32 protein-coding genes are annotated in these 25,690 nt (G+C 62.6%); 14 read left to right on the forward strand and 18 right to left on the reverse strand.

Translation table 11 applies throughout. From position 1 onward, the window contains the following. The first annotated feature begins 280 nt into the window (after positions 1–280). Positions 281–712 (forward strand): hypothetical protein, encoded by a 432-nt coding sequence (locus tag LB523_RS04375; RefSeq protein ID WP_224601092.1) that lies wholly within the window; start codon positions 281–283, stop codon positions 710–712. A 52-nt stretch (positions 713–764) separates the two neighbouring features. On the opposite strand, the gene LB523_RS04380 is transcribed toward LB523_RS04375, so the two are convergent. Further along, a complete protein-coding gene (locus LB523_RS04380; RefSeq protein ID WP_224601093.1) occupies positions 765–1,340 on the reverse strand; it encodes a response regulator in 576 nt (191 codons plus the stop codon). Positions 1,341–1,581: 241 nt separating this feature from the next. Between LB523_RS04380 and LB523_RS04385 the strand changes: the two genes are divergently transcribed. Together LB523_RS04385 and LB523_RS04390 are read left to right on the forward strand one after the other, a co-directional pair. Continuing rightward, complete coding sequence (locus LB523_RS04385) at positions 1,582–1,821, forward strand: hypothetical protein (RefSeq protein ID WP_224601094.1); 240 nt, start codon at positions 1,582–1,584, stop codon at positions 1,819–1,821. Continuing rightward, the gene (locus tag LB523_RS04390) at positions 1,791–2,393 is read left to right on the forward strand and encodes a diguanylate cyclase (RefSeq protein ID WP_140844407.1); all 603 of its coding nucleotides are present in this window, start codon (positions 1,791–1,793) and stop codon (positions 2,391–2,393) included. Before LB523_RS04385 ends, LB523_RS04390 begins: the two co-directional genes overlap by 31 nt. A gap of 166 nt (positions 2,394–2,559) precedes the next feature. Here the strand turns inward: LB523_RS04390 and LB523_RS04395 are convergent, their stop codons facing one another. Then, positions 2,560–2,763, reverse strand: a complete 204-nt coding sequence (locus LB523_RS04395; RefSeq protein WP_224601095.1) for a DUF2934 domain-containing protein — start codon at positions 2,761–2,763, stop codon at positions 2,560–2,562. Positions 2,764–2,913: 150 nt separating this feature from the next. Here LB523_RS04395 and LB523_RS04400 point away from each other — a divergent pair, with 150 nt between their 5' ends. Continuing rightward, complete coding sequence (locus LB523_RS04400) at positions 2,914–3,228, forward strand: hypothetical protein (RefSeq protein ID WP_224601096.1); 315 nt, start codon at positions 2,914–2,916, stop codon at positions 3,226–3,228. A gap of 134 nt (positions 3,229–3,362) precedes the next feature. Beyond that, complete coding sequence (locus tag LB523_RS04405; protein WP_224601097.1) at positions 3,363–3,752, forward strand: hypothetical protein; 390 nt, start codon at positions 3,363–3,365, stop codon at positions 3,750–3,752. Between the two features lie 94 nt (positions 3,753–3,846). Here the strand turns inward: LB523_RS04405 and LB523_RS04410 are convergent, their stop codons facing one another. Beyond that, positions 3,847–4,143 (reverse strand): hypothetical protein, encoded by a 297-nt coding sequence (locus LB523_RS04410; RefSeq protein WP_224601098.1) that lies wholly within the window; start codon positions 4,141–4,143, stop codon positions 3,847–3,849. A 328-nt stretch (positions 4,144–4,471) separates the two neighbouring features. Further along, positions 4,472–6,232 (reverse strand): thiamine pyrophosphate-dependent enzyme, encoded by a 1,761-nt coding sequence (locus LB523_RS04415; RefSeq protein ID WP_224601099.1) that lies wholly within the window; start codon positions 6,230–6,232, stop codon positions 4,472–4,474. Between the two features lie 144 nt (positions 6,233–6,376). Between LB523_RS04415 and LB523_RS04420 the strand changes: the two genes are divergently transcribed. Both LB523_RS04420 and LB523_RS04425 read left to right on the forward strand, forming a co-directional pair. Then, positions 6,377–7,273 carry an alpha/beta fold hydrolase gene (locus LB523_RS04420; protein ID WP_224601100.1) on the forward strand — a complete coding sequence of 299 codons (897 nt, stop codon included), beginning with the start codon at positions 6,377–6,379 and terminating at the stop codon, positions 7,271–7,273. 938 nt (positions 7,274–8,211) lie between these two features. Next, positions 8,212–8,475, forward strand: coding sequence for a hypothetical protein (locus LB523_RS04425; protein WP_224544272.1), 264 nt, complete (start codon positions 8,212–8,214; stop codon positions 8,473–8,475). A 35-nt stretch (positions 8,476–8,510) separates the two neighbouring features. Here LB523_RS04425 and LB523_RS04430 read toward each other — a convergent pair whose 3' ends face one another. From LB523_RS04430 to LB523_RS04440, 3 genes are read right to left on the reverse strand one after another with little or no spacing between them, the layout of a single operon-like run. Beyond that, on the reverse strand, positions 8,511–8,723 hold the full coding sequence (locus tag LB523_RS04430) for a hypothetical protein (protein WP_095768904.1): 213 nt from the start codon (positions 8,721–8,723) through the stop codon (positions 8,511–8,513). Between the two features lie 48 nt (positions 8,724–8,771). Next, positions 8,772–9,371: a hypothetical protein gene (locus tag LB523_RS04435; protein ID WP_224601101.1), complete on the reverse strand. Its 600-nt coding sequence runs from the start codon at positions 9,369–9,371 to the stop codon at positions 8,772–8,774. Positions 9,372–9,385: 14 nt separating this feature from the next. Beyond that, complete coding sequence (locus LB523_RS04440) at positions 9,386–10,114, reverse strand: DUF4142 domain-containing protein (RefSeq protein WP_224601102.1); 729 nt, start codon at positions 10,112–10,114, stop codon at positions 9,386–9,388. 436 nt (positions 10,115–10,550) lie between these two features. On the opposite strand from LB523_RS04440, the gene LB523_RS04445 reads away from it, so the two are divergent. Beyond that, positions 10,551–11,465, forward strand: a complete 915-nt coding sequence (locus tag LB523_RS04445) for a hypothetical protein (RefSeq protein WP_224601103.1) — start codon at positions 10,551–10,553, stop codon at positions 11,463–11,465. Between the two features lie 60 nt (positions 11,466–11,525). On the opposite strand, the gene LB523_RS04450 is transcribed toward LB523_RS04445, so the two are convergent. From LB523_RS04450 to LB523_RS04470, 5 genes are all read right to left on the reverse strand, one after another. Continuing rightward, positions 11,526–12,596 carry a sensor histidine kinase gene (locus tag LB523_RS04450; RefSeq protein WP_224601104.1) on the reverse strand — a complete coding sequence of 357 codons (1,071 nt, stop codon included), beginning with the start codon at positions 12,594–12,596 and terminating at the stop codon, positions 11,526–11,528. Beyond that, positions 12,596–13,339, reverse strand: a complete 744-nt coding sequence (locus LB523_RS04455) for a Crp/Fnr family transcriptional regulator (protein WP_140844586.1) — start codon at positions 13,337–13,339, stop codon at positions 12,596–12,598. The genes LB523_RS04450 and LB523_RS04455 overlap by 1 nt, the downstream gene beginning before the upstream one ends. Before the next feature lie 481 nt (positions 13,340–13,820). Further along, entirely contained in the window at positions 13,821–14,039 is a 219-nt protein-coding gene (locus tag LB523_RS04460; RefSeq protein WP_140844354.1) for a hypothetical protein, read from the reverse strand. Between the two features lie 226 nt (positions 14,040–14,265). Next, a complete protein-coding gene (locus LB523_RS04465) occupies positions 14,266–14,454 on the reverse strand; it encodes a DUF3606 domain-containing protein (RefSeq protein WP_095768840.1) in 189 nt (62 codons plus the stop codon). A 252-nt stretch (positions 14,455–14,706) separates the two neighbouring features. Further along, on the reverse strand, positions 14,707–15,015 hold the full coding sequence (locus LB523_RS04470; RefSeq protein WP_224527751.1) for a DUF982 domain-containing protein: 309 nt from the start codon (positions 15,013–15,015) through the stop codon (positions 14,707–14,709). Positions 15,016–15,383: 368 nt separating this feature from the next. On the opposite strand from LB523_RS04470, the gene LB523_RS04475 reads away from it, so the two are divergent. The 3 genes from LB523_RS04475 to LB523_RS04485 all read left to right on the forward strand — a co-directional run bounded on the left by LB523_RS04475 (position 15,384) and on the right by LB523_RS04485 (position 17,184). Next, on the forward strand, positions 15,384–15,545 hold the full coding sequence (locus LB523_RS04475) for a hypothetical protein (RefSeq protein WP_224601105.1): 162 nt from the start codon (positions 15,384–15,386) through the stop codon (positions 15,543–15,545). A 93-nt stretch (positions 15,546–15,638) separates the two neighbouring features. Further along, on the forward strand, positions 15,639–16,445 hold the full coding sequence (locus LB523_RS04480) for a hypothetical protein (protein WP_095768838.1): 807 nt from the start codon (positions 15,639–15,641) through the stop codon (positions 16,443–16,445). Beyond that, positions 16,438–17,184: a metallophosphoesterase gene (locus LB523_RS04485; RefSeq protein ID WP_095768837.1), complete on the forward strand. Its 747-nt coding sequence runs from the start codon at positions 16,438–16,440 to the stop codon at positions 17,182–17,184. The genes LB523_RS04480 and LB523_RS04485 overlap by 8 nt, the downstream gene beginning before the upstream one ends. Positions 17,185–17,593: 409 nt before the next feature. Here the strand turns inward: LB523_RS04485 and LB523_RS04490 are convergent, their stop codons facing one another. From LB523_RS04490 to LB523_RS04500, 3 genes are read right to left on the reverse strand one after another with little or no spacing between them, the layout of a single operon-like run. Continuing rightward, the gene (locus tag LB523_RS04490) at positions 17,594–17,806 is read right to left on the reverse strand and encodes an SRPBCC family protein (protein WP_224601106.1); all 213 of its coding nucleotides are present in this window, start codon (positions 17,804–17,806) and stop codon (positions 17,594–17,596) included. Between the two features lie 3 nt (positions 17,807–17,809). Then, complete coding sequence (locus LB523_RS04495) at positions 17,810–18,409, reverse strand: NADPH-dependent F420 reductase (RefSeq protein WP_224601107.1); 600 nt, start codon at positions 18,407–18,409, stop codon at positions 17,810–17,812. A gap of 42 nt (positions 18,410–18,451) precedes the next feature. Then, positions 18,452–19,186 (reverse strand): SDR family NAD(P)-dependent oxidoreductase, encoded by a 735-nt coding sequence (locus tag LB523_RS04500; protein ID WP_095768835.1) that lies wholly within the window; start codon positions 19,184–19,186, stop codon positions 18,452–18,454. 291 nt (positions 19,187–19,477) lie between these two features. Between LB523_RS04500 and LB523_RS04505 the strand changes: the two genes are divergently transcribed. Continuing rightward, on the forward strand, positions 19,478–20,374 hold the full coding sequence (locus LB523_RS04505; protein WP_224601108.1) for a LysR family transcriptional regulator: 897 nt from the start codon (positions 19,478–19,480) through the stop codon (positions 20,372–20,374). A 221-nt stretch (positions 20,375–20,595) separates the two neighbouring features. On the opposite strand, the gene LB523_RS04510 is transcribed toward LB523_RS04505, so the two are convergent. Genes LB523_RS04510 through LB523_RS04520 form a run of 3 tightly spaced genes read right to left on the reverse strand, consistent with a single transcriptional unit; the run spans position 20,596 to position 24,148 of the window. Next, positions 20,596–21,411: an alpha/beta hydrolase gene (locus LB523_RS04510; protein WP_224601109.1), complete on the reverse strand. Its 816-nt coding sequence runs from the start codon at positions 21,409–21,411 to the stop codon at positions 20,596–20,598. 10 nt (positions 21,412–21,421) lie between these two features. Then, positions 21,422–22,885: an NAD-dependent succinate-semialdehyde dehydrogenase gene (locus LB523_RS04515; protein ID WP_411966435.1), complete on the reverse strand. Its 1,464-nt coding sequence runs from the start codon at positions 22,883–22,885 to the stop codon at positions 21,422–21,424. 36 nt (positions 22,886–22,921) lie between these two features. Next, positions 22,922–24,148 (reverse strand): iron-containing alcohol dehydrogenase, encoded by a 1,227-nt coding sequence (locus tag LB523_RS04520; RefSeq protein WP_224601111.1) that lies wholly within the window; start codon positions 24,146–24,148, stop codon positions 22,922–22,924. A gap of 135 nt (positions 24,149–24,283) precedes the next feature. Here LB523_RS04520 and LB523_RS04525 point away from each other — a divergent pair, with 135 nt between their 5' ends. Both LB523_RS04525 and LB523_RS04530 read left to right on the forward strand, forming a co-directional pair. After that, entirely contained in the window at positions 24,284–24,982 is a 699-nt protein-coding gene (locus LB523_RS04525) for a GntR family transcriptional regulator (protein ID WP_224601112.1), read from the forward strand. Positions 24,983–25,090: 108 nt separating this feature from the next. Next, the gene (locus tag LB523_RS04530) at positions 25,091–25,684 is read left to right on the forward strand and encodes a DJ-1/PfpI family protein (protein WP_095768830.1); all 594 of its coding nucleotides are present in this window, start codon (positions 25,091–25,093) and stop codon (positions 25,682–25,684) included. Positions 25,685–25,690: the final 6 nt, after the last annotated feature.

Below are 25,690 nucleotides of genomic sequence, written 5' to 3' on the forward strand. Positions count from 1 at the left end.
GACGGCATCATCGCGGTTCAGCGACAGGTCAGATGTTTAACCCTGTAATCGGCACGAAGTTCCAATCGCTGCCGGCCCGGGCTCGTCGCGAAAGATGGCGGGAACATAGGGGATGACTGGCAGTTGGGGTTTGCTTCAGACGCCATGCCAGGCGTTTGTCGAAGATCGGTGGGCAACACCTGATCGGTCTGCGCCTGTCCCTTGCAAGCGCGGGCTTCAGGCCCGGCAGGCCTGCCGCGCCGCTGTACAGATGTCGCCGCCAAAACCACAGGAGACAGCAATGAAGCATCAGACCTCATATGAACTTCAATCGGTGGCAGTCGTCGACCGGCTTGGATTGATCCCCCTTGCCACGAGAACGCAGCGGATCGAGCGGTGGGCGGAACTGCTGGACCGCAATCCGCTTCGGTGTCTCTCCGCACTGACCGGCACCGAATATGTCGATCCCGAGGTTCGCGAAAAGGTGCGGGCGGACGGATCGCCGCTCGCGGTTGCTTTCGATGATCCGTTGCTGCGCGCGGCCGGTTTGCAGTCCGACACCTACGGCGAGGCCAAGCGCTTTTTCGAATTGTCCGATTGGCAATTGCATGATGTCGTGTGCAGCTGCCATACCGGCGCGACGATGCAGGCCAGCTGGGCTGCCGCGCGGGTCCGTCGGATCGTAAAAGGCAACCGGATCATTGCCTGGCTCAGAAGCCGCCTGACGCATTGAGGATGCTGGTCGCCAGGCGAGCGCAGGTCGCCGGCGGCTCGGCTGCCTGCGATTAGTGCAGCAGACAAGCTCCGCGCTGCCGCGCTATCTTGCGCATGATGGTGTTCAGCCAGTCGGCGATCGATGACCCGGCGGGCCTTTTGTCGATATCTTCAAGCGCCTGTTCCAAAGTGTGCTCGACAAGGCGGTCGGAAGCGCCGGCATCGTCCAGCAGCAGACGCGCGGTGAGCCGGAGCTTGGGGAGCAGCGCAACGACGTCCTCCGCCGCGGGCGCCGGCTGCGCGACGGTCACCGGCTCCGCAAAGGGTTCCGGCGGGAACAGCGCATCAACCACGACGGCGCCGTTCGAGGACTTGCTCAGGCTGCTCGCGAAACGCAAACGCTCGGGGATGGCGATCTCGTCATAACCGCTGAAGAAGACGAAGGGCACGTTGCGCCGCATCAATTCGTCCGCGACCGGGAAGACGAGGCGACCATGCAGGTTGACATCCAGAATCGCTGCGTCCGCCGCTTTTGCATGTCGCCCGGCCTGCTCCACTGTCGCTGCCGGTCCGAGGATGATAGCCCCCATCCCAGCGAAGAAGGTTGCCAGATCGCTGGCCAGCAGCCACTCGTCCTCCGCGATCAAGAGGTGAAGTCCCCTGAGGTTTCGCACACGAAGCTCCTTAGTTCATATTCTGACGTTGATGAGACCTCAGTCGCGGGGCATGTCGCGTCGATACCGGCGCGTGTATCCATGAGGTCGCAGGGAAGCCAACTGGTAGAACGCGGCGATGGGTGAACCGTTCCGGCGGTTCGCTGCGCCGGCTCTGACAGCTCTGGAACCATTCCGCAGGCCGGCGGTTCGATACCAGGCGGGGCCGGGAACGATGACCCATGACGCGGGCGAAGCTTCCAGGGAAGACAGCGAGCGCCAAGATACCGACCGTATCCGCGACCTTGCGGAAAGAACGAGAATTCCAAGCGGGTTGGCGCTGGCGCTAATCCTGAAATACGGCAACGAGCCGAACGTGCTCGATCGCGAGGCTGCAAAGTTCAGGCGCGACGCGAAGAACGGCGGCAGACAGGGAGCTGCGGCGTGCTGGCCGATCCCATGGTCCTCATCCTGATGTACTTCATCCTGCCGGTCTGGCTGGTTGCGGGCTTTGCCGACTGGCTCTGCCATCGCGCCACCCACATCGAATCGACGACCGGTGCGAAGGAATCGCTCATTCACTTGCTGATGTTCGCCGAGGTTGGAATCCCGCTGCTTGCGGCAATGTTCCTGGAGGTGAACGCCCTGGTCATCGCCGTGATGATCGTCACCTTCTTCATTCACGAAGCGACGGCGATATGGGACGTGCGCTATGCGACCACGGCTCGCACGGTGAGCCCCGTCGAGCAGCACGTGCACAGCTTTCTGGAAATGATTCCGCTGATGGGGCTGGTCATCGTGGTGGCGCTGCATTGGGGCCAGTTCCTGGCGCTGTTCGGCGCCGGAACGGAAAGGGCTCGCTTCGACCTGACCTGGAAAGAACAGCAACTGCCGGTGATATACATTGCCGCCGTGATGATCGTGATCGTGCTGTTCGAGCTGCTGCCGTATGTGGAGGAGTTCTTCAGAGGCCTGCGCGCCAACTCAGGCCGGCTGGTGCCTGACAAGGCGAGGCGGCATGAGCCCGGCGACACGGCGACGCGCTGAGGCTGGCTGTCCTGTCAGCCGTTCTGGTCGATAGCGTGCGGCGAGGGCTGCTGGGCGCCGCCGCTCGGGCGCCCGCCGTTTTGGTCAGCCCAGACCCAAACGGCGACCAGAACGATCACCAGAATGCCGAGAGCAATTAGGATACGCATCCGCGGGCCGACGTGCTTCAGCCGCCTGGCCGGTTGGCAGCCGGATCAGAGCCGGCGCCAACTGCGGGATCGGGCGCCACCGGACCGCGCTCGACTTCCGAACCTTCCGACTCGATCTCCTGCACGGCTTGATCCCAGTGTTCCTGCTGGCGGCCCTCGGGGCGGCCTTCACGCTCCCAGATATCATGGGCGCGTTGCCTGATGCGTTCTTCCCTGTCCATGCCTGGCTCCTCTCGCACGGCTGAACTGCATTGTCTGCGCCTAATCGCATGCCCGGAGGTTTGTTCCACCGGACTTGAAACGGACTGCCCAGCAGTTGGGAACGCCGCTCTCGCGCCGGTGTTATCTTTCATCCAACCGGAGATAGAGTCATGAAGAACAGTCAGAACCGTCGCGAGACCGGCGCCACGAAATATCCCGCCAATACCGATCCAGATCCGAGCGATGAATTTTCCCAGGACGCCGCCGGCAATGAAAGGCCCCATGTCGATCCGGGCCTCAGCCGTAAGCAGGGCGAGGTCGAGGACAAGACCCGTCAATCTGAGGGCCGCAATCCGCCGCGACAGCCGACGCCAAGCACGGCGACGGAAAAGAGCTCAGGGGCCGGTCCCGCTGTCGCGGAGCATTCCAAGGACGCCAAGGCGCCCAGGAGCGGCCGTCAGCCCGGCGCCTATGTAAAGGAATGAACGCTGGCCGCGCTCCCTGGAACATAGCTTTGAATTCTAAGTTCGGTAGCAATCGTCTCCGCCGGTTTCGGCATTGAGGCGGCGAGTAGCCAGGCTCCGAGACCATCCGGTTGCTGTAAAACGGCGGACCGACGATGAACAGAAAAGCCCCAAGCATGCATTTCCGGAAACGAGCGGGCGCGATGACGTGTCGCCCGCCCGTTCAGCGCCGAACGACGGCTTTGCTGGTTTTGCCGGCAAGCCTCTTGGCAGGTTCTCTTTGTGCCCCGGCATCGGCGCACCAGGCGCCGGCGGGCTGGCAGTACGATCCTTCCTGCTGCGCCGGAGTGGATTGCTATCAGGCCCCGCCTTCGGACGTGAAAGAGACGAAATACGGCTACCAACTCTCGACCGGCGAGCTGATCCCCTACAGCGACCACCGCATCAAGCGATCACGCGACGAATATTTTCATGAGTGCAAGCCCGGAGGCGACACCAGTTCTCAGCACTCCTTCTGCCTTTATGTTCCGGACCGCGGGATGTGAGGCGGAGCGGTTAGATCCAAAATCGTGACCAAGAAGGCCCGTCCTCGACACAGGCGGACCTTCTCGGTGTGCGAAAGCTAAAGGCGCGAAACGCCTACTTGTTGCAATTCTGCATGTTGGATGTGGTGTTGCCGCTAGCGGTATTGTTGTCAATGTCGTTCCCAGCCGCGTCCTTACACCGGTCGCCCATGCCGCTGGACGGTTTTGTGGTCGTGCTGTTTGTGGCGTTTGGATCGACCGTGCCGCCATTGCCGTTGTTGTTCATGCCGTTGGTTCCGGTCGTGGTGGCTGTTCCAGACCCGTTGCCACTGGTTCCAGAGCCGCTGGATTGGGCCATTGCGGATGTAGCCAGGACAATTGCGACAGCCGAAGCCGAGAGAAGTCTAATCATGGGGAAGTCTCCTGTTTGATCGCCCGATTGCGATATGTCTCAAACAAGAAATCCCTGTCGATGTTCCAGACTGGCAGGTGCTATTCCATAACTTCTTGTCGATTACACATGAAACCAACAATGCTGCTATATCGAATGCGCGTCATAGAACAACTAGGCTTATCTGTTGTTCGGACTTTCTGCCTCGGGTCGATCCCGGCCGCGATGTTGGAGTCGTTTCACATCGCCTTCGACCGTGTCCCGCCATGGCTCCTTGAAAGTGCCCTTAGAGGGTGCCGATGCCGGGATCGTTCTCCCAGTGTCGCTCGGCGAGCATCGGAATTCCCGCCTATTCGCCGGCCTCCATCATCGTCTTGGCTGGCTCCTGCGCGACGTTTTCCTCGATCTGGTCGCGGCCCGGAGTCCGAGGCAGCGCCTTGCGGAAGTTCTTGGCGTAGTCGGGCGGCATTTTCGGCGGCATCATCGGCTCATAGGCGTCGACGAGCGCTTCTATGATCACCGGCCCGCTGGCGGCGAAAGCCTGGTCGAGCACGCGCTCGATCTCCTCCGCCCGCTCGATGCTGAAACCTTTTCCGCCCATCGCCTCGGCGGCCTTGGCAAAATCGATCGGCTGCAGCTCGCAGCCGAATTGGGGATTGCCCAGGAACATCATCTGCTCCCAGGCGATCTGGTTCAACATGTTGTTCTTGATGACCAGGAGTTTCAGCGGAACGCCATAGCGCACGGCCGTCGAAAACTCGCCCAGTTGCATGGCGAGCCCGCCATCGCCGACGATCGCCGCGATAGGGCGGCCGGGAAAGGCTATGCCGGCGGCGATCGCATAGCTGAGGCCGCAGGACATGGAGGCAAGCGCACCGGAAACGCTAAAGGCTTGCCCCGCGCGGAGATCGACATGACGGGCGGCAAGCTCCGTGTTCTGGCCGGAATCGGTGGCCAGAATCGCATTCTCCGCAAGACATTCGCCGAAGGCGCGCGCGACGCGTTGCGGCTTGAGAGGATGAGCCAAGTCGTCTTCGGACTGGCGCATCATCTCGCGCCATTTGCGCATCGAGCCTTGCGCCGTCGCCAGGAACCCGCCGTCAGCTTTCTGCTTCAGCCGCTTGTTGAGGGCACGCAAGGTCTCCGCCGCATCGCCGACCAGACCGGCTTCGACCGGAAAGCGCAGGCCGATGCGCTGCGCATCGCAATCGATCTGGACGCCACGCGCCTTGCCCGGCCGCGGGTAGTACTCGATGTAGGGGAAGGTCGAGCCGACAATGAGAACGGCGTCGCATGTTTCCATCGCCTCCTGCGATGGCAAGGTGCCCAGAATGCCGATGCCGCCAGTGGTGTAAGGATGGTCGTCCGGCAGCACCGCCTTGCCCAGCAGCGCCTTGACGACCGGCGCCTGCAACAGCCGCGCCGATCCTTCAAGCTCGGCTGCTGCGCCGATCGCTCCGCGCCCCGCAAGGATCGCCACGCGCGCTGCGTCGTTGAGAATGGCCGCGGCCTTGTCCAACTCCGCGTCTTGCGCGACGCAATGAGGAGCGAACATGCCCTGCGGCGTGTGCGCCGGCCGGTTGCGCTTGGATCGCTTGGCTGCGTCGGCGGGCTGTTCCTGTATATCGCTGGCGATTGAAAGATGGGCCACGCCCTTGCGGGCGAGCGCGGTGCGGCAGGCGAGGCTTGCCACGTTCTCCATATGCGCCGCGTCCGAGACCTGGACGTTGTAGACGCTGACGTCGTTGAAGACGCGGGTGAGATCGACGTCCTGTTGCGTGAATGTCTCGATCAGGTCATGGAACTGCATGCCGGTAATTGCCAGCACCGGCGCCTGGTCGAGCTTGGCGTCGTAGAGGCCGGTGAGAAGGTGAGTACCGCCAGGCCCCGACGTTGCGAGGCATACGCCGAGCTTGCCTGTCCATTTAGCGTAGGCGCAAGCCATGAACGCGGCCGATTCCTCATGCCGCACCTGGACGAAGGATATCCTGTCCCGGTTTTTGCGCAGCGCCTCCATGACGCCATTGATGCCGTCGCCGGGCAGGCCGAACACGACTTCGACGTTCCAGGCAATCAGGGTGTCGACGAGGATTTCGGCTGCGTTGGGCATGGCGAGGCTCCGCTGTTGGCTTCCGAACCGGCAAGACCACGGTTGGTTCCCTCGTCGGATCGGGCCGGGCCGGCGGTCACAAGGAACAAACCCGATTGCAAGGGGTTGGGCGGCCACTGCACTGTGCTGCTCTGAGGAGGATCTGTGGAAGAGCCTGTTTTCTGCGACACGCCGCTGCTGCGGGTCGTCTATATGAGCGGCGGATCCGAGGACGGAGCGCCTGTGCTGCTCCTTCATGGCTGGCCGGACGATGCGGCCACTTTTGCGCACGTGTCGCCATTTCTTCACGCCGCGGGCTTTCGCACCTTCGCGCCATGGCTGCGCGGGTTTGGAGGAACTGTGTTCCACTCCGGCGAAACGATGCGCTCAGGCGAGATCGCCGCCATGGCGCAGGACGCGCTCGACTTTGCCGATGCCATCGGCCTCGAACGGTTCGCGGTTGTCGGCCACGACTGGGGGGCACGCATCGCCTACCTGCTCGCCTCCGTCTTTCCGCAGAGGATAAGATGCTGCGCGGCGCTTTCGCTGGGATGGCAACCCGGCTCGCTTCCGACGCCGTCTTTGGAGCAGACGAGGGCCTTCTGGTACCAGTGGTTCATGGCGACCGAGCGCGGCGAGGAGTTCGTGCGACAGCACGGCCACTCCTTCGCGCGATTCCAGTGGGGCAGCTGGAGCCCGCCAGGCTGGTTTGACGACGCGCTGTTTGAACGTGTGGCGAGGTCCTTCAAAAATCCGGACTGGCCGGATGTGACGCTGCATTCCTATCGCGTGCGCTGGGGGGAGGCGGATCCCGATCCGCGCTACGCTGAACTCGCGCGCAAGCAGGTTGAGGCGGAGGTCATCTCGGTGCCGACACTGGTCCTTCATGGCGATGACGACCGCGTCGTTCTGCCGGGTTCGTCCGAAGGCAAGGAGGAATATTTCTCGGCAAGCTACGAACGTGAGCTGCTGCCGGGCGTCGGCCACTTTCCGACCCGCGAGGCGCCTGAGCAGACCCGAGAGGCGCTGGAGAGCTTCCTGACAAGCTTCGGCAGGCAATAGGCTGCGCCGACGATATTCGGGACAGCTGCGCCCGAGAGGAAGTTCGTCGGTCCAGCAGACTGGCGAGACAGGAACCTTTTTCCCATCAGTGGGTTAGTGGGGTAGGCATTAACCCATGTTAGGGAACGGCCGTGACACGCAAGGCTCGTCAAGTGCTCAGATCTGGAGAGGAGCCCTCCAAGATCACGACGCCGGAGCGCGAGACGAGCGTCGCGTTGGAGGCGCTGAGATGCGAGAATGCACCGTCTCGAATGTTGGCACTGGCGCGTAAGCTCGACGCCGCGATAGCGTTGCGGACGCGCAAAACCCGCCCGAATTGATTGTCGACTGGGACGTTCAGATCGCGACGACGCGGAACAATCATGGCCGGCAGTTGTTCGTCTCCAAACTTTCCATGAGGCGATCGGATGAAGGCCATAATTCAAAGCCTGATTGCCGAGTTCCTGCCGCGATGGTGGCGCCGAAAATCTCGCGCCCCGGCACCGAGGCAAGCGCCGGTTCGTGCGTTCTCGCGGCTAAAATCGGACAGTTCCCAAGCGACCGGGGCAGGGGAAGGATCGGATGAGGGTCCAAGATAGCCAAGCCAGGGCATGCCCGCTCCGGCGGCTGAAACATTCGTCCTGATTGCTCGTTCGGCAACATCATTTCAGCGGGCGCGAGGGGACACCGAAAATGCCGAAGAAAGTTTTCCCAGTACCCGACGCGCTAGAAACGTGAAACTTTCTCCGGAACATTTCTGTCGCCTGCCGGTTCGAAAGCCGATCGCCCTCCCTCTAGCGATCCAGGGTCCCATCAGGCCCATGGCCCGTTGCCGCATGCAGGCAGCGGGCCTTCTTCGTCTGGATCGCCGCGTGGCTCCCTAACCGGGCGCAAGGGGAACAAGCGGGATATCTCCGGGTTCCTCTGAGATAGCGGGAACTGTCAACCAGGAGGCCGCAATGAGCGAGGCTATGACGACCTCAAATCACGAAGTGATCCGAGCTTGGATCGAGGCGCGCGAGGGCAGGCCTGCCGTCGTCGCCGGGCCGGGGAAGGGCGCGATCCTGCGGGTCGATTTCGGCGCAGGCGACGAAGATCTGAGACCGATCGAATGGGAAGATTTCTTCAAAGTGCTGGACGACGACAATTTGGCGTTCGTCCACCAGGACATGACCGCGGAGGGTGCCATCAGCCGCTTCAACAAATTCATCGCGCGCGAGTAGGCCTCCAGGAAAGAACGGATATCGCGCTCGAACTGTCACTGAGCCCCCGGCATCTTGCTGGCATCTTGTGGATTCTTCGTGATGCCGGCGGCCGGCGAGGTATCCTGCGGCGCGTTCCCGCCCTGGTTTTGCTCGGGTGCCCGTTTGACGGGCGCTGTTTGCCAGCCTGTGCCGACATAGACGAAGGCCCAATAACAGAGCACCAGGACCACCGCAGCCAATATCAGTGGCAGAAGCACCCGTCTCATGTCGAACTCCTGGCTGGCTTTGCGTCTGTTGTGGCCGCGACGGCGAGGTTAGGTCGTCCTTCGGCGCGCCGCTTCCCGCTCGACATCCTCAGCCGAGTAATCGCCGGCAGCCGGATCGAAGGCTGCCCACCCGTCCGCTTCATATTCGCTGCGGCGGTCGGCGATGTTGACCGACGCGGAGCTGTGAAGGACTTCCCGGGCTTCCGAAGCGAGGTCGTCCTCGACGCGAGCTGTCACCAGCGTGCCGCCGCGGCGGACGCCTTCGGCATAGACATGCGCGTCTTCCTCCGGCACGCCGGCATCGGTCAGGCTGCCGATAATGCCGCCGGCCGCGCCGCCCACAATCGCTCCGGCGACGGCGCCCGCGGCTGTCGACGCCAGCCAGCCGGCCGCGACGACCGGCCCGACGCCAGGTATCGCCATGGCGCCCAGGCCTGTTGCCAAGCCTCCGGCGCCGCCCACGACCGCGCCGATACCGGCGCCGCTGGCGGCATCCTCGGCGGCCGGGGATTGCGTGTTTCGATACCAGCCGCGGGCATTGTTGGCCATGATGCTGATGTCGGATGACGGGACGCCAATGGATTCCAGCTCGCCCACCGCGTCAGCGGCGTCGTCATAGTCGTCGAACAGCGCGGTGATCGTTTGCATGTCGGTTCTCCTGTCTATTGTTGGCCGGCGAAGACGTTGCCCTGATAGTCGAGTGCAACGGAGGTGCCCTTGCCGTCCTTCGTCGCCTGGCCACGCCAGATGCCCTGCTCGTCCTTGGCGAGCGCTGACACGTCCGTATAGCCGGCATCCTGGATGCGCTTCTTCGCCTGCGCCTCGGTGAAGCTGTTTGCGCCGGGAACCGGAGCGGGTGGTTTGGGTGTCGATGCCGATTTGACCGCCGGCATGCTCGCGCTGGCGCGGGCGATCTTCTCGATCATGTCCTGATGCATTTTCAGTGTCGGCAGGGTTTCCGCCGCGAAAGATTTGAGCGCGGGATTGTCTCCGTCCTTGGCGTAGGCCTCGAACAGGCCGACCGCGTCCGCATGTGCCTTGCGCTGCATCTCCACGTAAGGCTGATCCAGCGAGGCCGTCGTGCCCTGCAACCGTTCCAGATGGCTCTTATGCTCCGCATCGGATCGCGTCGGTACCTGCAATTTCTGCTCGGCGGCGATCTTCTGCAGTTTGGCGTTCGCCGCGCCGTGGTCGGTGATCATCCGCTTGGCGAAATCCTTGATCTGCTGATCCTTCGCATTGTCTTGCGCGATCTTGCTGGAATCCACTTCGAACATCCCGCCGATGGCAGCCTTGTCGACGAAGGTCTGCGCGTCGTCGGCCGCGAAGGCCGGAAGGGCAAGCATCAACGCGACGGCCGTCGATGGAACGAGCAACATACGCAAGCTCATGGCTGAAGGCTCCTTGCTGTTTGATGGGGCCCGAACCGCTATTCCCGGCCTTTGTTCCGCGACAGACTTGTGGCGTTTCAAAAGGCCAAAATGGAATCCGCCAGCTCTGGCCGGGCGGGTTTCTGATCGGTCGACCATGGCGAAGCCCGGTCAGCGGGCAAGAGAGGAGCCGGTGAATTCGTCGATGAGGATCGGCCCTTTTTCACAACGGAGACGGACCTTTGCTTCAATCAAGCGCTCGGAGTCGAGGCGAAACCGGCCTTTGCCTCAGAGCTCTGCTCGCGGGTGGAACGAAAGCCGAATCCGGGAATTACCTACAAGCACTGAAGACTACTTGCAGGAGGAAGAAATGGGACGAGGTATTCTACTCTGGCTGCTCGGCGTTCCGATTCCGATCATCATCCTTTTGATGCTTTTCGCGCGGTAGGAGCGGACAATGACCAATGCCTTTTCCGCGGTCGACGAAGCCGCGATCGAAACATCTTCGTCTGCCGTCAATTGGGGACCTATCGTGGCAGGCGCTTTCGCCGCGGCCACTTTGACGCTTGTTCTCATGCTCGTCGGTTCCGGGCTTGGTCTGACGATGATGTCGCCCTGGGGCGGCGCTTCGCTGACGACTTTCGCCGTGTCGACCGCGGTCTGGCTGGTCATAGTGCAATGGCTGTCATCCGCGCTTGGCGGCTATGTTGCCGGACGGCTTCGCACCAAGTGGGTCAACGTTCATACCGATGAGGTATATTTCCGCGATACCGCGCACGGGTTCCTGGCCTGGGCGCTTGCCACCTTGCTGGTGGCCACCGTCCTTGGTTCGGCGATCTCGGGAATTGTCGGCACTGGCGCCCAGGCGACGACCGGCTTGTTGAGCGGCGCCGCAGCCGGTGCAGCTTCGCAGGCCTCGTCGGCCCAGTCGCCATCCGCCAATGATTTGGCTGGATATTTCGTCGACGCGTTGTTCCGGCCGGCCGATAACGCAGCCGCTGCAACACCTCCGGCCGGCACGCCTCAGAACAATGCCGATGCCGCAGGGCAGGCGACACGCATACTGGCAATCAGCGCTGCGAACGGCGAAATGAGCGCGAATGACAAGGCATATCTCGCCCGCCTGGTGGCATCGCGGACGGGCCTTCCACAGGCCGATGCGCAGAAGCGGGTGGACGAGGTCCTCGCCAGCGTCGAGGATGCCAAGAACAAAGCCAAGGCGGCCGCCGACAAGGCCCGCAAGGCAAGCGCCACCACTGCTCTGGTTGGCGCATTGTCGCTGGTGATCGGCGCCTTCATCGCGGCCGTTGCGGGAGTGCTTGGCGGCCGGCAAAGGGACGAGGACGAGGCTCGCTTTTCCAGAAGCAGCTGACGGTCATCGCGCCTAGCCTGAAAGAGGGCGGCAACCATGTCGCCGACAGCGGTGGTCGTGCTACTGGCCGCCTATGGCGCCAAGCGGGATGACAGCCGTGAAATTGAGCCCGCTCGGAGCGAGCCGCAAGTCCACTGTCGCTCCGAGTTCGTAGGGCAAGGTGCCCTCCAGGACCTCCAAGCCGAAGCCGCGCCGCTCGACGGGTTTGAAATCGTGGGATCCGCTCTCCATCCATTTGAAATGGAGCAGGTCCTCTTTCAGCTGCCATTGGATGTCGATGCGGCCTGCGCGTCTAGACAGTGCTCCGTATTTCAGGGCGTTGGTCGCTAACTCGTGAATGGCCAGCCCCATTGTCTCGGCGGCCTTGGGTGCAAGCGTCAAGGCCGGACCTTCGATCGTCAGGTTCTCGCCTTCCCGGCCGCCCGCAGCACGCAATTCTTCCGCCACGATCAATGCCAGACTGATGCCGATCGACGGGCGGCGTGTGATGGCCGCCTGGACCCGGGCGAAGGCGTTGATGCGGCCTTCCAGATGGGCCGCGGCTTCGTCCAGGGATTCGCTCTTCTCCATCGTGCGCCGCACGATCGAGCGGATGATGGCCAGCGTGTTGCGCACGTGATGCTGCAATTCGGCGAAGCGGGCCTGGTGTTGTTCCTCGCATTCCTTCTGACGCGTGATGTCGTGGCCGATGCCCCCGATCCGGGCGACCTTTCCCGCTTCATCGCGCATCGGAAAATCGGCGTTGCGCAGCCAGCGTATCTCATTGTCGGCCGGCCGGCATATACGGTATTCGAAGGTGACGCTTTCGCCGTCGCGAATGCGCTCGATCTGGGCCAGCACATGCTCGCGGTCTTCAGGCAGGACAAGGTCGATCCAGCTGGCGAAGTTGTCGCCGGCCAGGGCCTTTTCACGGCTCATGCCGTAAATGGCGTCGAAAGCCGGGCTCAGATATTCCCACTGCAGCGTCTCGGCGTTGCGGATCCAAAGCACGTCCGAGGCGGCCTCTCCGAAATCCTGCAGGTTCTCCTCGCTTGCGCGCAGCCCGGCTTCGGCACTCGCATGCTCGTGCAGGGCCGCCTGGACCTCGGCCAGGCTGCGTTCAAGCGGCTCTTTGGGCGGACCCTTTGACATCACTCTTCATTGGCATCGAGATGCCTGCCTTCGCGATCGAGATGCAGATAATTGGGATTGAACAGGGCGACGTCCTGCAATGCTTGAAGGTTGGGAATGGTCAGCGTCCTGTCCTTCAGCACGATGAGGTTCGAGGCGCGCAGCTCCTGCAGGGTGCGATTCACATGAACCGTCGACATGCCCAGCGTCTCGCCCAGTTCTGTCTGCGTCAGCGGGAACTCGCAACTGCTGTTGCTCGTGCAGCCGGCGGCCTCCAGCCGGATGAACAGCTCGCATAATAGATGCGCCATGCGCTCCAGTGCATCGCGCTGACCGAGGTTGACCGTCCACTCGCGCTGTATCGCCGCTGCGACGAGCGATTCCCACCACAGTGCCTGGGTGATGCGCGGATGCCCGATCATCATTTCGTCGAAGGCCGTGCGCGAGATTTCCGACACCACGACCGGCGTGATGGCGCCGATAGAGTGGTCCATTTCCTTCAGGACGAAGACATTCAGATCGCACAGGTCCCCAGGCAGGAAAAATGCGATGATCTGCCTCCGGCCGTCTTCGAGGGTCTTGTAGCGGCAGGCCCAGCCCTCGCTGATCAGATTGATGAATTCGGGCTTCTCGCCCTCGTGGATGATATCCTCGCGCGCGGCGAAACGTCGAACCCGTTGCGCCGCTATTCTGAGCAGCATGTCCTTGTCGGCGTGCGAAAGCCGCGTGAACTTCTCGAGCTTCCGGATCAGAGGCCGCCTCATCCTTATCCTTCTTGTCCGTGATACACAGAACGATCGGGCAACGACCTTACCTATGTTAACGTCCATTTGCCGCGGACGACTGCGCGCAGGAAGCGCATATGGACGAGAAAGTCGCCGATGCTCGCGCACCGTCCTGGAGACGCGTATTTTCCTGAGCAGGATACCACAGCCGCGATTTTCGCGCTCGGTTTCACGGCTATTGATCCCGTCGCGGCCAGGCACGAGGCCTTGGAAGCGCCTGGTCAAGATCGCGTCGAAATGGGCATGACCGATCTCGACGGCCGGACCGCCGATTGATCGTGCGTCGTGAGCCAAGCGCTGAGAAGCGGCTGCCGCGGGTGTGCGCCACCGGCTACGACGCGGCCGCGCCCCTCTCGTGTTGCCAATCGCAGCTGGACAAGCCCACTGCCGACCAATCCGGAGCGTCACCCGCTGGACATGGCGCGCCGGCCTTGCGGCCCCTTGAGAGATCCTCGCCGGATTAGACCGACATCAAGTCGAAGCTGACGGCGTGTCCATGCTTGACGGCCGACCGCGCGATCATGTTGCTCAATTGAGGAGACTCTATCGAGCAATCCGGCATGACAGTCAGGATGGCCCGCGTGGCCGCGGCCACCGACACCGGCGAGCGGTGCGAGGAACGCGTTTCCATATAGTGCTCGATGAGTTCGTTCAGCCGGACAGGATGATATTTGATCACGCCGCACCTCCCTAAGCCGCGCTTATTCTCTTGCAGCCAACGAATGCTCCCGGTCTCGCGGTCGCGCATTAACCCATGAGAGGGAGTCGGGAAAATTCTTTGAAGCTTCGACGGTGCAACGACACGTCTGGAGACGTTGGCGCTTCGATCAATCACACTGGCTTTGCGCGCGCATTCCCTTCGCCGGCGGCTTCAGCCAGACGCATCCGCGCCAGGTCATTCCGGGCTAACGGGAACCAAGCGCCTTGGCTTCGCGCTCCAGCGTCGCGCGGTCATTGCCGTGTTTGCGAATAAGCTCCCGGGCTTCGGGCATCGTCAGCTGGAATTTCCGCGCGAAATACGCGACCTCATATTCCTCATCGCCCGATACGCGGTCGCGGTCGCGGAAATCGCGCTTGTTCTTGTCGTCGGCCATCACCGTTCCTCCTGGTTGAAGAACAACGTCCGCCGGTAAACGTTCCGTCGGCCGCTGCACGGAACATGCGGCTCGGTGCGGTTCGGAAGTCCCCCCTCGCACCCGCCGGCGTACCGAGCGCCTGATCGGAGAAACGGCATGGCCATCGCGGGGAGCCGCCTTTTTGCTGGAACGATCTCGCTGGGCTGCTGGCTCAGATCGGGGCGGGCAAAATCTCGGCTCGCCCATGGCGGACCCGGGATGCGTCTGATCTCAGCTCTGGTCGCGAAGCAATATTCTGGCGTCCTCGGCAGCAGCGATGAAAGCCTGGCGTGCGACCCTTGGCGGCTCCTGATTGCGCAACACCGCAAGGCAGGCCTGGATCGCGCGGCGCCGTGTCCTCAAATGAGGCTTGGGCCAATCGTGCAAAAGCACGTCAGCCGCATCCAGCACCGACACGACGACGCGGTCACGGTCGATGCGACCTGGCTGCACCACGACCGGTTTGCGAAAACGTTTGCTGCGATAGCGCATGGCCGCTTTGCCGCTGAAACGGTGATCGGACACGGCATCATCCTTCAATCGGCGTTTGCGACAACAACCTATGTTAAGGCGGCGCGACCGATCGTGGCGCAGACTGCGGCGGCCTTAGTTCCCTCACCGAGGCAGGCCCGGTCTGCGCTCCTGTGTCACCAACGAGGATAAGCAGACCGGGCTTTCAATTGGCTCCGCAATGCCTGCGGAAGGCCTTCAGCAATCCCATTCTCCATGGAAAGCGCGCTTCTTCAGTAAACATGGACGCGACCGCTACGTTCCGTCTTGTCGAGCATGGGCGCCGCCGTGAAGCGAGATCGGCTTAACTGTCGCCTCGCAGGGACGGTGGGCGGAACATTTGGCCGCCAACTCGGTTAGCCGGACGACCGACCGCCTCCAACCGGGAAGGAAAAGCCATGCTCGGTGTCGATCTGTGGGCCTTCGTCGTGATCGGCGGGCCGATTATTCTCCTGCTCGTGCTCGTTTATGCTCTTTTGACTCGCCGGCACCGAGGACCGGCCGAACGCCGCGAGAGCGATCGTGCAACCGAGCGCCTATACCGCAAGCAAGGGGACTGAGGTGAGGCTCACCCACAGTCGCCGGCGACGGAACCAGCCGGTCAGGTTGCTGTTTACATCCCGGATGAAGATTTGAGCTCGGAGCAACGGTCGATGGCCGATGACGAGTTGCCGGGCGTGCTGGCGACGCTGCCTGTGATCGATGCCAAGGCGGAGCCGACGCTGAAGAGCGCGGAGGCGGAAGCTTTTTATACGCACGCGATCCGCGAGCTCGCCGCCACCGACATTCCTTTTCTGGTTGCCGGAACATATGCGGTGAGTGCCTATACCGGCGTCGTGCGCCAGACCAAGGACCTCGATATCTTCTGCAAGGCAGGCGATTGTCCGCGCATCCTCGCCCATTTCAAGGATATCGGCTACGCCGTCGTGATCGAGGACGATCGCTGGCTGGGGAAGGTCTTCGAAGGTCCGCATTTCTTCGACGTGATCTTTGCTTCCGCCAACGGCACCATGCAGGTCGAGGACCAGTGGCTGGAGCATGCCCGGCAGGTCGAGCTACTGGGCAGCCGGGTCAGGATCATCGGACCTACGGAACTTATCTGGTCGAAATGCTTCATCCAGGACAGGGGACGGCACGACGGCGCCGATATCGCCCATACCATCCTCAAGGCACATGAGCAGATCGATTGGCAAAGGCTGCTGTCTTATCTCGACATCCACTGGGAGGTGCTGCTGATGCAGTTGCTGAATTTCCGCTGGATCTATCCCAGCGAACGCGACCGCATTCCCGACTGGTTGCTTGACGATCTGCTCGACCGGCTCGCCAGGCAGCGGCAATTGCCTTCACCGAGGATGAAGATCTGCCGCGGCCGACTGCTGTCGCAGGTCGACTACGAGATCGATGTCAAGGAATGGGGCTTTGCCGGTGTCGGCGGCGTTGGAGAATTTCACGATGGCTGAACAAAGCAGGGCAAGCAAAACGAGCGGAAACGGCAAAATCAAAGTCGCCGCGGTAGGCGATCTGCATGTTCAGGAAGATGCCCAGACCTCCCATCGCGACCTGTTCGGCGAGGTTTCGCGCGAAGCCGACGTCCTGGTGCTTACCGGCGACCTCACCAATCTCGGTAAGCCGAAGGAGGCCGAGCTTTTGGCGGAGGATCTCCGGGCCTGCTCGATTCCCGTGGTCGCGGTGCTCGGCAACCACGACTACGAATCCGGTTGCGCCGAGCAGATAGCGGCGACACTTCGCCAGGCCGGCGTTTACCTCCTCGACGGACAGGCGACGGAACTGATGGAAGTCGGCTTTGTCGGCGTCAAAGGTTTTGTTGGCGGGTTCGGCTCGAGGATGCTCGGGTCCTTCGGTGAGCCGGCAATCAAGGCCATGGTGGCCGAGAGCGTCAGCGAGGCGATGCGGCTGGAAAACGCCATGCGGCAAGTCCGCGCCAAGCGGACGCTTGTTGTGCTTCACTACGCCCCGATCGTGGAAACGGTCGCTGGCGAGCCGCCTGAAATCTTCCCGTTCCTCGGCTCTTCCCGGCTGGCCGAAACGATCGACCGGTTCAAGGTGAGCGCCGTCGTGCACGGTCACGCGCATCGAGGCACCTTCGAAGGTCAAACTCCCGGCGGCGCGAAAGTCTACAACGTCGCCATGCACGTCGCGAAGCCGACGGGCCGGCCCTATGCGCTGCTCGAGATCTGAGCCGGCCAGCGACTTGGCTAGACCTCGTCGACCTGGCTGCCTTCCTTGGAAGGGCCCGCGGTGTGGACAGTCCCCAAGGAGCGGATGAAGCGCTCGAAGGCGCACAATGTTTCTCTGTCCGCTCAATGTGCAGAGGCGCTGGGCAGCCCAAGCCGCGCCGGCGAGGCGTTCGACCCATTCCTGGTGATAGCGATAGAGCCCACCGGGATGCTTGCGCCCGAGTTCTTCAAGGAACCAAGGCCCCTGCTGCGTTTCCTCGGTCAGCACGTTGCAGCCATCATCCGTGGGAGTGATGACCCAGCCATGGTACGCGCTCGAGTCGGTGTCATCACATCGACAGTCGTTGCCCACGCAAGTCGGCGGAAGGGCTCGCACTCCTTAACAACCAGGCTCATCGGGAATCCGACGGTCACTCGGCTGTATTTGGTCCCGCGCGCCAATTCCCTTCGCCGCTCAGGATTTTGACCTGGTCTTCAGGAGGAAAGTAGCTCGACCAGTCCTCAGCATCGACAAGCAGTTTCCATACCACTTCTGGGGGCGCTTTCACGTCGATGTCGTTGAGCGCATAGATCGCCGACGTTTTGGGGTTGTACTTTTCGGGCCAAATCACACGGTCGTACACCGATTACTGCTCCCTCTTGAACAAATCCTGGAAGATGAGCCGGCCCCAGATGCGGCCGCGTGCGTGCACCAGCGCGCCGCCCTCGTTGAGCCTTCCCAGCTTGACGGGTGCGAACCCGAGCTGTTTGGCCAACGCCGCCACGGGAGCGGTCGCGTCCTCGTCGTCGCTCGACAGGAAGACCACCCGGTGGCCGCCCTCGACGACCGGATCGGCAGCCAGGGTGGCTGCAATGAGGTGATTGAAGCCTTTCACGAACTTGGCGCCGGTGAACGACTTCGCGACGAAGGCGGACGACGGGAGGCCGTTCAGCTCTTCAGGTACAGGAAACGCGTTCATCGCATCGATGACCGTCTTGCCGTTCCAGCTCGGCAGGGCTTTCGCAACCTCGCGATGCTCCCCGAAAGGGACCGCCAAGATGATTGTGTCGGCCTCAAGTGCTTCCCGCAGCGACTTGGCGACCACCGTGGGTCCAATCGCTCGAGCCTGCGGCGCCAATGCCTCGGGTGGCCGGCGGCTCGCGACGGCCACGTCGATGTTCTTGCGTGCGAAGGCGCGGGCGAGGGCCTGGCCTACCGCGCCGAATCCTACAATTGCATAGCTCACAATGCTTCTCCGATCCGTGTTGATATTGGATTTCCCGGCCTTTCAGATCGCCGAGAAGCCGCCGTCGACAGACAGCTCCAGCCCATTCACGAAGCTCGAATCGTCTGACGCCAGAAACAGCGCGGCCGCCGCAATTTCCTCAGGACGCCCCATCTTTCCCCGCGGGATCAGGGACTCGAACATCCGCTTCGCCTCCTCTGTGAGAACTTGGTCCTGCATCGGTGTGGCGATCGGCCCCGGGTGCAGCACGTTCACCCGGATATTCCTGCCCTTCAGCTCGTTGAGCCACCCGCGGGCGAATGCATGCAACGCTGCCTTGCTCGCCGCATACACGCTGTAGCCGGGGAAACCTTTCAGCGAAGCAACTGATCCGGTCATGAAGATCGAGCCGCCATCGTTGAACAGCGGCAACGCCTTTTGCACCGTGAACAGCGTGCCGCGCGTATTCAGGCCGAAGGTCGCATCGAAATGCTGCTCGGTAATCTCGCCCAGCGGGACGGCTTCGCCCATGCCGGCGCTCGCATACAGGACGTCGATCTTGCCCTTTTCCCGTTTCACCGTGTCGAACAGGCGGTCGAGATCGTCGAGATTGGCCGCGTCGCCGCGCACGCCGGTTACGTTCCGGCCAATCGCCTTGACAGCCTCATCGAGCGCCTGTTGTTTCCGGCCCGTGATGAAGACATAGGCGCCTTCCTCAACGAACCGCTTGGCGCTCGCCAGCGCCATGCCGCTCGATCCACCCGTGACGACTGCAACCTTACCGTCGAGCTTTCCCATGATTTGTCCTTTCAGGCTCCATCTTTGGTTGTTCGGGGAAGGGCCCCGAGAACTCCGAGATGGGTCCGCCGGCATCGGGCTTTGAGTGCACAAGCGCGCACATCGGTGGTGCGAAATCGATCCGGCTGGACGACTGACGCCAGCCGCGACGATCGGTGCCCGCTGTTCGGAATGGGCCGCGCTTGTCAGCGTGGGCTATGACGATCGCCCGTGCTACTCAAATACGAGATGCTGTTCGATGTATTGGACACATGCTTTGGAAGGCGCACCTCGGCGGTGCTGGATTGCACCATGATCGACTGGGATGACGTTCGCCACTTTCTTGCCGTCGCGCGCGGAGGCTCCGTGCGGGCTGCCGCTGAGCGCCTCGGTGTGAACCACTCGACCGTGCTGCGACGCATCGCCCAGCTCGAGGAACGCCTCGGGGTGCACATGTTTGAAAAGCTGCCTTCGGGCTACCGCCTGACGGCTGCGGGCGAGGAGGTCCTTGAGTTCGCGGACCAGATGGAAGCGTCGTCGCACCTGCTGGAGACGCGCATCTTTGGGCGAGACCAGAGCGTGCGCGGGCTTCTGCGGGTGACGCTGGCGCCGCCGCTCGCGACACACCTGCTCATGCCGGACTTCGCCGAGTTCGCGCGTCTGCATCCAGATATCGAGGTGGACATCTTGTCGTCCGGCGAGCTGGCAAATCTGACCAACCGAGAGGCCGACGTCGCGATCCGCGTCGTCTACGACCGCAAAACCCTGCCGCTCAATCTTCACGGCCTGAAGGGGCCGGAGGTGTTCGGCGGCGTCTATATGTCTCGCGATCGGCTGGCCGCGTGGCGTGCGGGCGCGCCTGATCCGATCCGATGGATCGTCATAAGCATTCATGGAATTCCGGATTGGGCGAGCGACGGCGAGGTTCGCACCACCGGGGTTCCATTCAGAACCACGGACGGCGAGGCGCAGATCGTTGCCGTCCGGCAAGGGCTCGGGATGACCACGCTGCCGTGCTTCGTGGGCGATGCCGACCCTCTACTGGTGAGGGTGCCGGGAACCGACCTGCACATGTACGGAACGCTCTGGCTTCTCACGCAGGGGGAGTCCCGCAAGACGAAGCGCGTGCGGCTCTTCACCGAGTTCATGTCCCGCAGGCTTGCCGCGCACGCGCCGCTTCTCGCCGGGCTGTCCATATCGCGCGACTGACGCGCGGCAGGTCGCCGGAGACGCTTGCGCATCTGACGGTTCGGGCGACGGCAGCCTTCAAGGCGGGGAACTTTTTGAGCGGCTACGGTCTCTTACGATTTGACGCTTTTGTCGCCATAGCCGCCCCATGCAGCCGGCGCGCTTGCGGCCTGCGCCGCTTGAGCGGGATTGAGCGCAGCATTCCACTTCGCAGGCCAGCGGCCCGGTATCTGGATAGGGCTCTATGTGGCGATGAGCTTGGCCAGACGATCCGATGCCTCGGTTCCACTCACTCCAAGGTCGCGAACGCTGCTCATGTGATTGGCACCGGAGAGGGCGGTTTGAGAGACTGCCAGCCCTTGTTTTCGCAGATGCTTCGCAAATGCCTCGGCCTGGCTGTGAAACGGCGGTGTTTCCTCGGCTCCAACAGCAATCTCGACCTCTACGGCGGGATCGAAGCGATGTGTCAGCGGCGACAGGCTGGCGGCCTCCTCGTCCGTTATGGCGATCTCGGCGGCAAGGAAGGAGGTCTGCAGAGGCTTCAGCTCGTACAAGCCGCCAAGCAGCAGCGCGCCTTTGACGCTTGATGATCGGCCGTCATCGTTGAACAGCATCGTCGCCAGATGAGCGCCGGCGGAGTGCCCGCTGACCGTCAGGCGGCCGCAATCGCCGCCATGCTCGGCGATGTGCTCGAGCACCCAACGCTTGGCTCGGCGCACCTGCTCGACGATGGCGGCCATCCTCACCGAGGGCATCAGCGAATAGTCGACGATGATCGCGATCGCGCCCGCCCGCGTCACCGTGTCCGCGACATAGGAATAATCGCGCTTGGAGAACATGCGCCAGTAGCCGCCGTGGATGAACATGTGCACCGGCAGGCGATCGCGTTTTCCCAGGGGAAAGAACAGATCGACGGTTTCGGCGACGTCCGGTCCGTAGGCGACATCGGCGACGATCGGGATTTTCGCCCGGGTCTCCGCGCTGCGGCGAACGATCTCGGCGACGATATCGTCGAACTCCGTAACGTGGTCGCGGATGCGAAATGGATCCCTGGTCACGCCTGCGCTCTCACATCGTCACGGCGATATACTTGGCTTCCAGGAACTCGCTGATGCCGTGCTTTTGCCCGCCTTCCCGTCCCAGACCGCTCTGCTTGACGCCGCCGAAGGGAGCTGCAGGGTCGGACATCAGGCCCCGGTTCAGCGCTATCATACCCGACTCGATCCTTGATGCCACGCGCATGCCCTTGGCCAGATCGCGCGTATAGATGTAGGCCGCCAACCCGTATTCGGTGTCGTTGGCGCGCGCGATGACTTCGGCCTCATCGTTGAAGCGCATGATTGGAGCGACGGGACCGAATATTTCCTCGTGCGCCATCTCCGAATCCGGGGCAACATCGCAAAGAACCGTCGGCGGATAGAAATAGCCCTTGTCATCCGAGGCTGCGCCTCCGCACAGCACCTTTGCACCGCGACGAACCGCGTCTTTGACGAGCCGGTCGATTTTCTCGAGGGCTTTGCGAGTGATCATCGGGCCGCATTCGGTCTCGACGTCTATGCCGGGGCCTACCTTGAGGGCGGCCATGCGCTTGCGCAGTCCCTCCGCGAACGCATCATGGATACCCGCCTGGACATAAAGCCGGTTGGCGGCAATGCATGCTTCGCCGGCGTTGCGCATCTTGGCAATCATCGCTCCGTCGAGCGCTGCCTCCAGGTCGGCGTCGTCGAACACGACAAAGGGAGCGTTGCCGCCAAGCTCCATCGAACAGGAGATGACGTGCCTGGCGGCTTCGGCCAGAAGAACGCGCCCAACGCCGGTGGAGCCGGTGAACGAAAGTTTGCGCATTCGCGGGTCGGCCAGCATGGCAGCGGTCAGCGGTCCCGGATTGGACGTGGTGAGAACGTTCACGACACCGGGCGGGACGCCGGCGTCCTCATACAGCGCGGCAAGCGCATAGGCAGTCAGCGGCGTTTCGCTGGCGGGCTTCAGGATCACGGTACAGCCGGCTGCGAGCGCCGGCGCGATCTTGCGTGTGGCCATGGCAGCTGGAAAATTCCATGGCGTGATCAGCACACATATGCCTATCGGCTGGTAGTCGACGACGATGCGGTTTGCGCCGGAAGGCGCAAGGCCGAACTCGCCGCTGATGCGAACCGCTTCCTCGGCGTTCCACCGAAAGAACTCGGCCGCATAAGCGACTTCGCTGCGTGCATCGCGCAGCGCCTTGCCGTTCTCCAACGAAATCAGCACGGCCAACGTCTCCGCCCGCTCGGTCATCAGTTCGAAGCAACGTCTCAGGATCTCCGACCGTTTGCGTGGGGCGGTTTCGCGCCAAGCAGCCGCCGCCTTGGCCGCGGCGTCGACGGCGGCGGCGGCGTCAGCCAGCGTAGCATCGGGAACAGCCGCGATGACGGATTCCGTCGATGGATCGACCACCTCGATAACGCGCCCGTCCGACGAGGGCCGCCATTGCCCGCCGATATAGAGCCCGTGTGAGAACGTGGCATATTCGGAGATGTCCTCCTCGTCCAAAAGCCCTGGAGAAGCGTTCATGAGGTGTCTCCTGTTTCACATCAGAACGGCGGGCATGTCGCCGTCATAGGCCGCTCGCACCAGCCGTCGCATCGCGGCGGCGTCGAAAGGGCGGGGGTTGTTCTTGATCAGGCGGTCGATGCCGAGCGCCTGCTCGGCGGTCCACTCGATCTTGCCGGCAGGCAAGCCCAGCTCGGCCAGCGTCCGTGTGATGCCGATCGAGCCGAAAAGCCGTGAGACCTCTGCGATGGTCGCGGAAGCCCTGTCCTTGAGTTCAATGTCGGCATTGGGAAGACCGAGTGCTGCACCAACCTCGGCAAACTCGCTGGCGGCGGCGGGCAAGTTGTAGTTCATCACATAGGGAAGCATGGTCGCCACCCCCAACCCATGCGGCGTGTGGGTGAGCGCGCCAACCGGATATTGCACGGCATGGGCGGCGGCCGTCCCGGCCGTGCCGAAGGCGCAGCCGGCCGCCAAGGCGCCCATCATCACATCGGCGCGCGCATCCTCGTCCGCACCGTCCCGGTAGGCCCTTTCCAGGCTGCGGCCAAGAAGCTTGACGGCCAATAGCGCGAAATGGTCGGTGAGAGCGCTCTTGCCCACAAAGACGTGCTGCTGCGGCAGTGTCGGATCGGTTCCGCGTCTCGCCGCCGTAAAGGCTTCGATGGCGTGCGTCAGGGCATCGGCGCCTGCAATTGCCGTGAGCGCGGGCGGGCAAGTCGCGGTCAGCTCCGGGTCGCATAGCGCGACGGCGGCGATGAGGTGAGGACTTGAAATGCCGACCTTCAGCAGGCGCTCCGGATCGGAAATGACGGCTACGGGCGTCACCTCCGAGCCGGTGCCGGCGGTGGTCGGCACGGCAATCAGCGGCAGCGTTGGGCCCGGGACCTTGAACTCGCCATAGTAGTCCTGAAGCCTGCCGCCATGACTGATCAGCAGCGCCGCGCATTTGGCCATGTCGAGGCAGCTTCCGCCACCGATCCCAACGACCATGTCGGGTTTGAAATCCTTCGCCTCGGCAACACAGACCGCGACGCTGTCCCGAGGCACGTCCGGCAGAGTGCGGTCATGGACAAGGATTTCAACCGAGGTATTCCTCAGCGCGGCCATCATCTCGCCGAATATGGCCGTTGCCGCGAAGCGCTCGTCCGTGCAGACGAGCGCGCGCTTGCCATGCCTGGATGCGACCTGCGGCAGCACCTGGCGCTGGCCTTTGCCGAACAAGATTTCACGCGGCAATCGCGCTGCGGCGAACAAGGTCATCGAGTGAGCCCTTCCAGTATGGATCGGCGATCCATCGCTTCCATTTAGGCGTATCCGCTATAAAATCGTATAGGATATAGGATTGAATTGGCCGGAGCATCGTGTTAGTGGTCCTTCCTGTCAAGAGGCAAAAAGATGCAGAACCCCGATGTGAAGCTTGATGATGACGCGCGGCCGACAGGCAGAATCCAGCGCGCAAACAGCCTCGCGGGAGACGTCTACGAGGCGATCTTCCAGCAACTCATGTCGCTCAAGATCGCGCCGGGCTCGCGCATAACCGTGGACAATCTCGTCCGGGAGCTGGATGTCTCGCATACGCCGATCCGCGAGGCTCTCGGGCGTCTGGAAGGCGAAGGCCTGGTGATCAAGACCCATCTGATCGGCTATCGCGCCGCACCGCAGATCACACGCCGGCGTTTTGACGAGCTTTACGAGTTGCGCCTTTTGCTTGAGCCTGCCGCCGCGGCCAAGGCAGCGGCCGGCCTGGACGCTGCCCGGCTGGCGGCCCTGCAAGAGGCGGCGGGGGTCATGACCCGCGGCGAGGGCAGGGACGAGCGCCTTCGCTATTCCAACTTCGCCCGCCAGGATGCGATCTTCCATGACAAGATCATGGAGTTCGCGCAGAACGAGATCATCCGCGAGACGCTGAACCACCAGCACACGCATTTTCACATTTTCCGGCTGATGTACCACTCGCGCGTAACCGAGGAGGCTCTCGACGAGCACGAAGCCATTCTCTCGGCTTTCGCAGCCGGCGATGCGAACGCGGCGCGAAGGGCCATGCGGGTGCACATCGAGAACTCGCGCGACAGGCTCCTGCCTGCGTTCGAATAGGCGGCCGGACGTTCCAAGCGGGTGAAACATGCCCTTTGCTGACATCCACAATTCGATGCCCAAAACCCAAGGCGCGCCTTGCACTGCCACGCAACCGAGAGGAAGACCATGCCAGCCAAAAAGATACTGATGCTGACCGGAGAGTTCACCGAGGAATACGAAATCTTCGTCTATCAGCAGGCCATGGAAGCCGTAGGCCACACCATCCATGTCGTGTGCCCCGACAAGAACGCCGGAGACCGGATCAAGACCTCGCTGCACGACTTTGAGGGCGACCAGACCTATACCGAGAAGCCCGGACACTACGCGCTGATCAACAAGACGTTTTCGGAGGCGGAAAGGCAGATCGACCAGTATGATGCGGTCTACTGCGCCGGCGGCCGCGGACCGGAATACATCCGCACCGACAAGCGCGTTCAGGCCATGGTCCGCCACTTCCACGAGACCGGGAAGCCGATCTTCACGATCTGCCACGGCGTGCAGATTCTGATAGCGGTGGATGGCGTCGTGCGCGGCAAGAAGGTCGGTGCGCTGGCGGCCTGCGAGCCGGAGGTCACCCTTGCGGGCGGCACCTATATCGACCTCTCGCCCACCGACGCCTATGTAGACGGCACGATGGTTTCGGCCAAAGGGTGGACCGCACTTGCTGCCTTCATTCGTGAGTGTCTGAAGGTGCTCGGCACGGAAATCCACCATAACTAGCCACTG

It is taken from the genome of Mesorhizobium sp. ESP-6-4 (assembly GCF_020164735.1).
Taxonomy (GTDB): domain Bacteria; phylum Pseudomonadota; class Alphaproteobacteria; order Rhizobiales; family Rhizobiaceae; genus Mesorhizobium.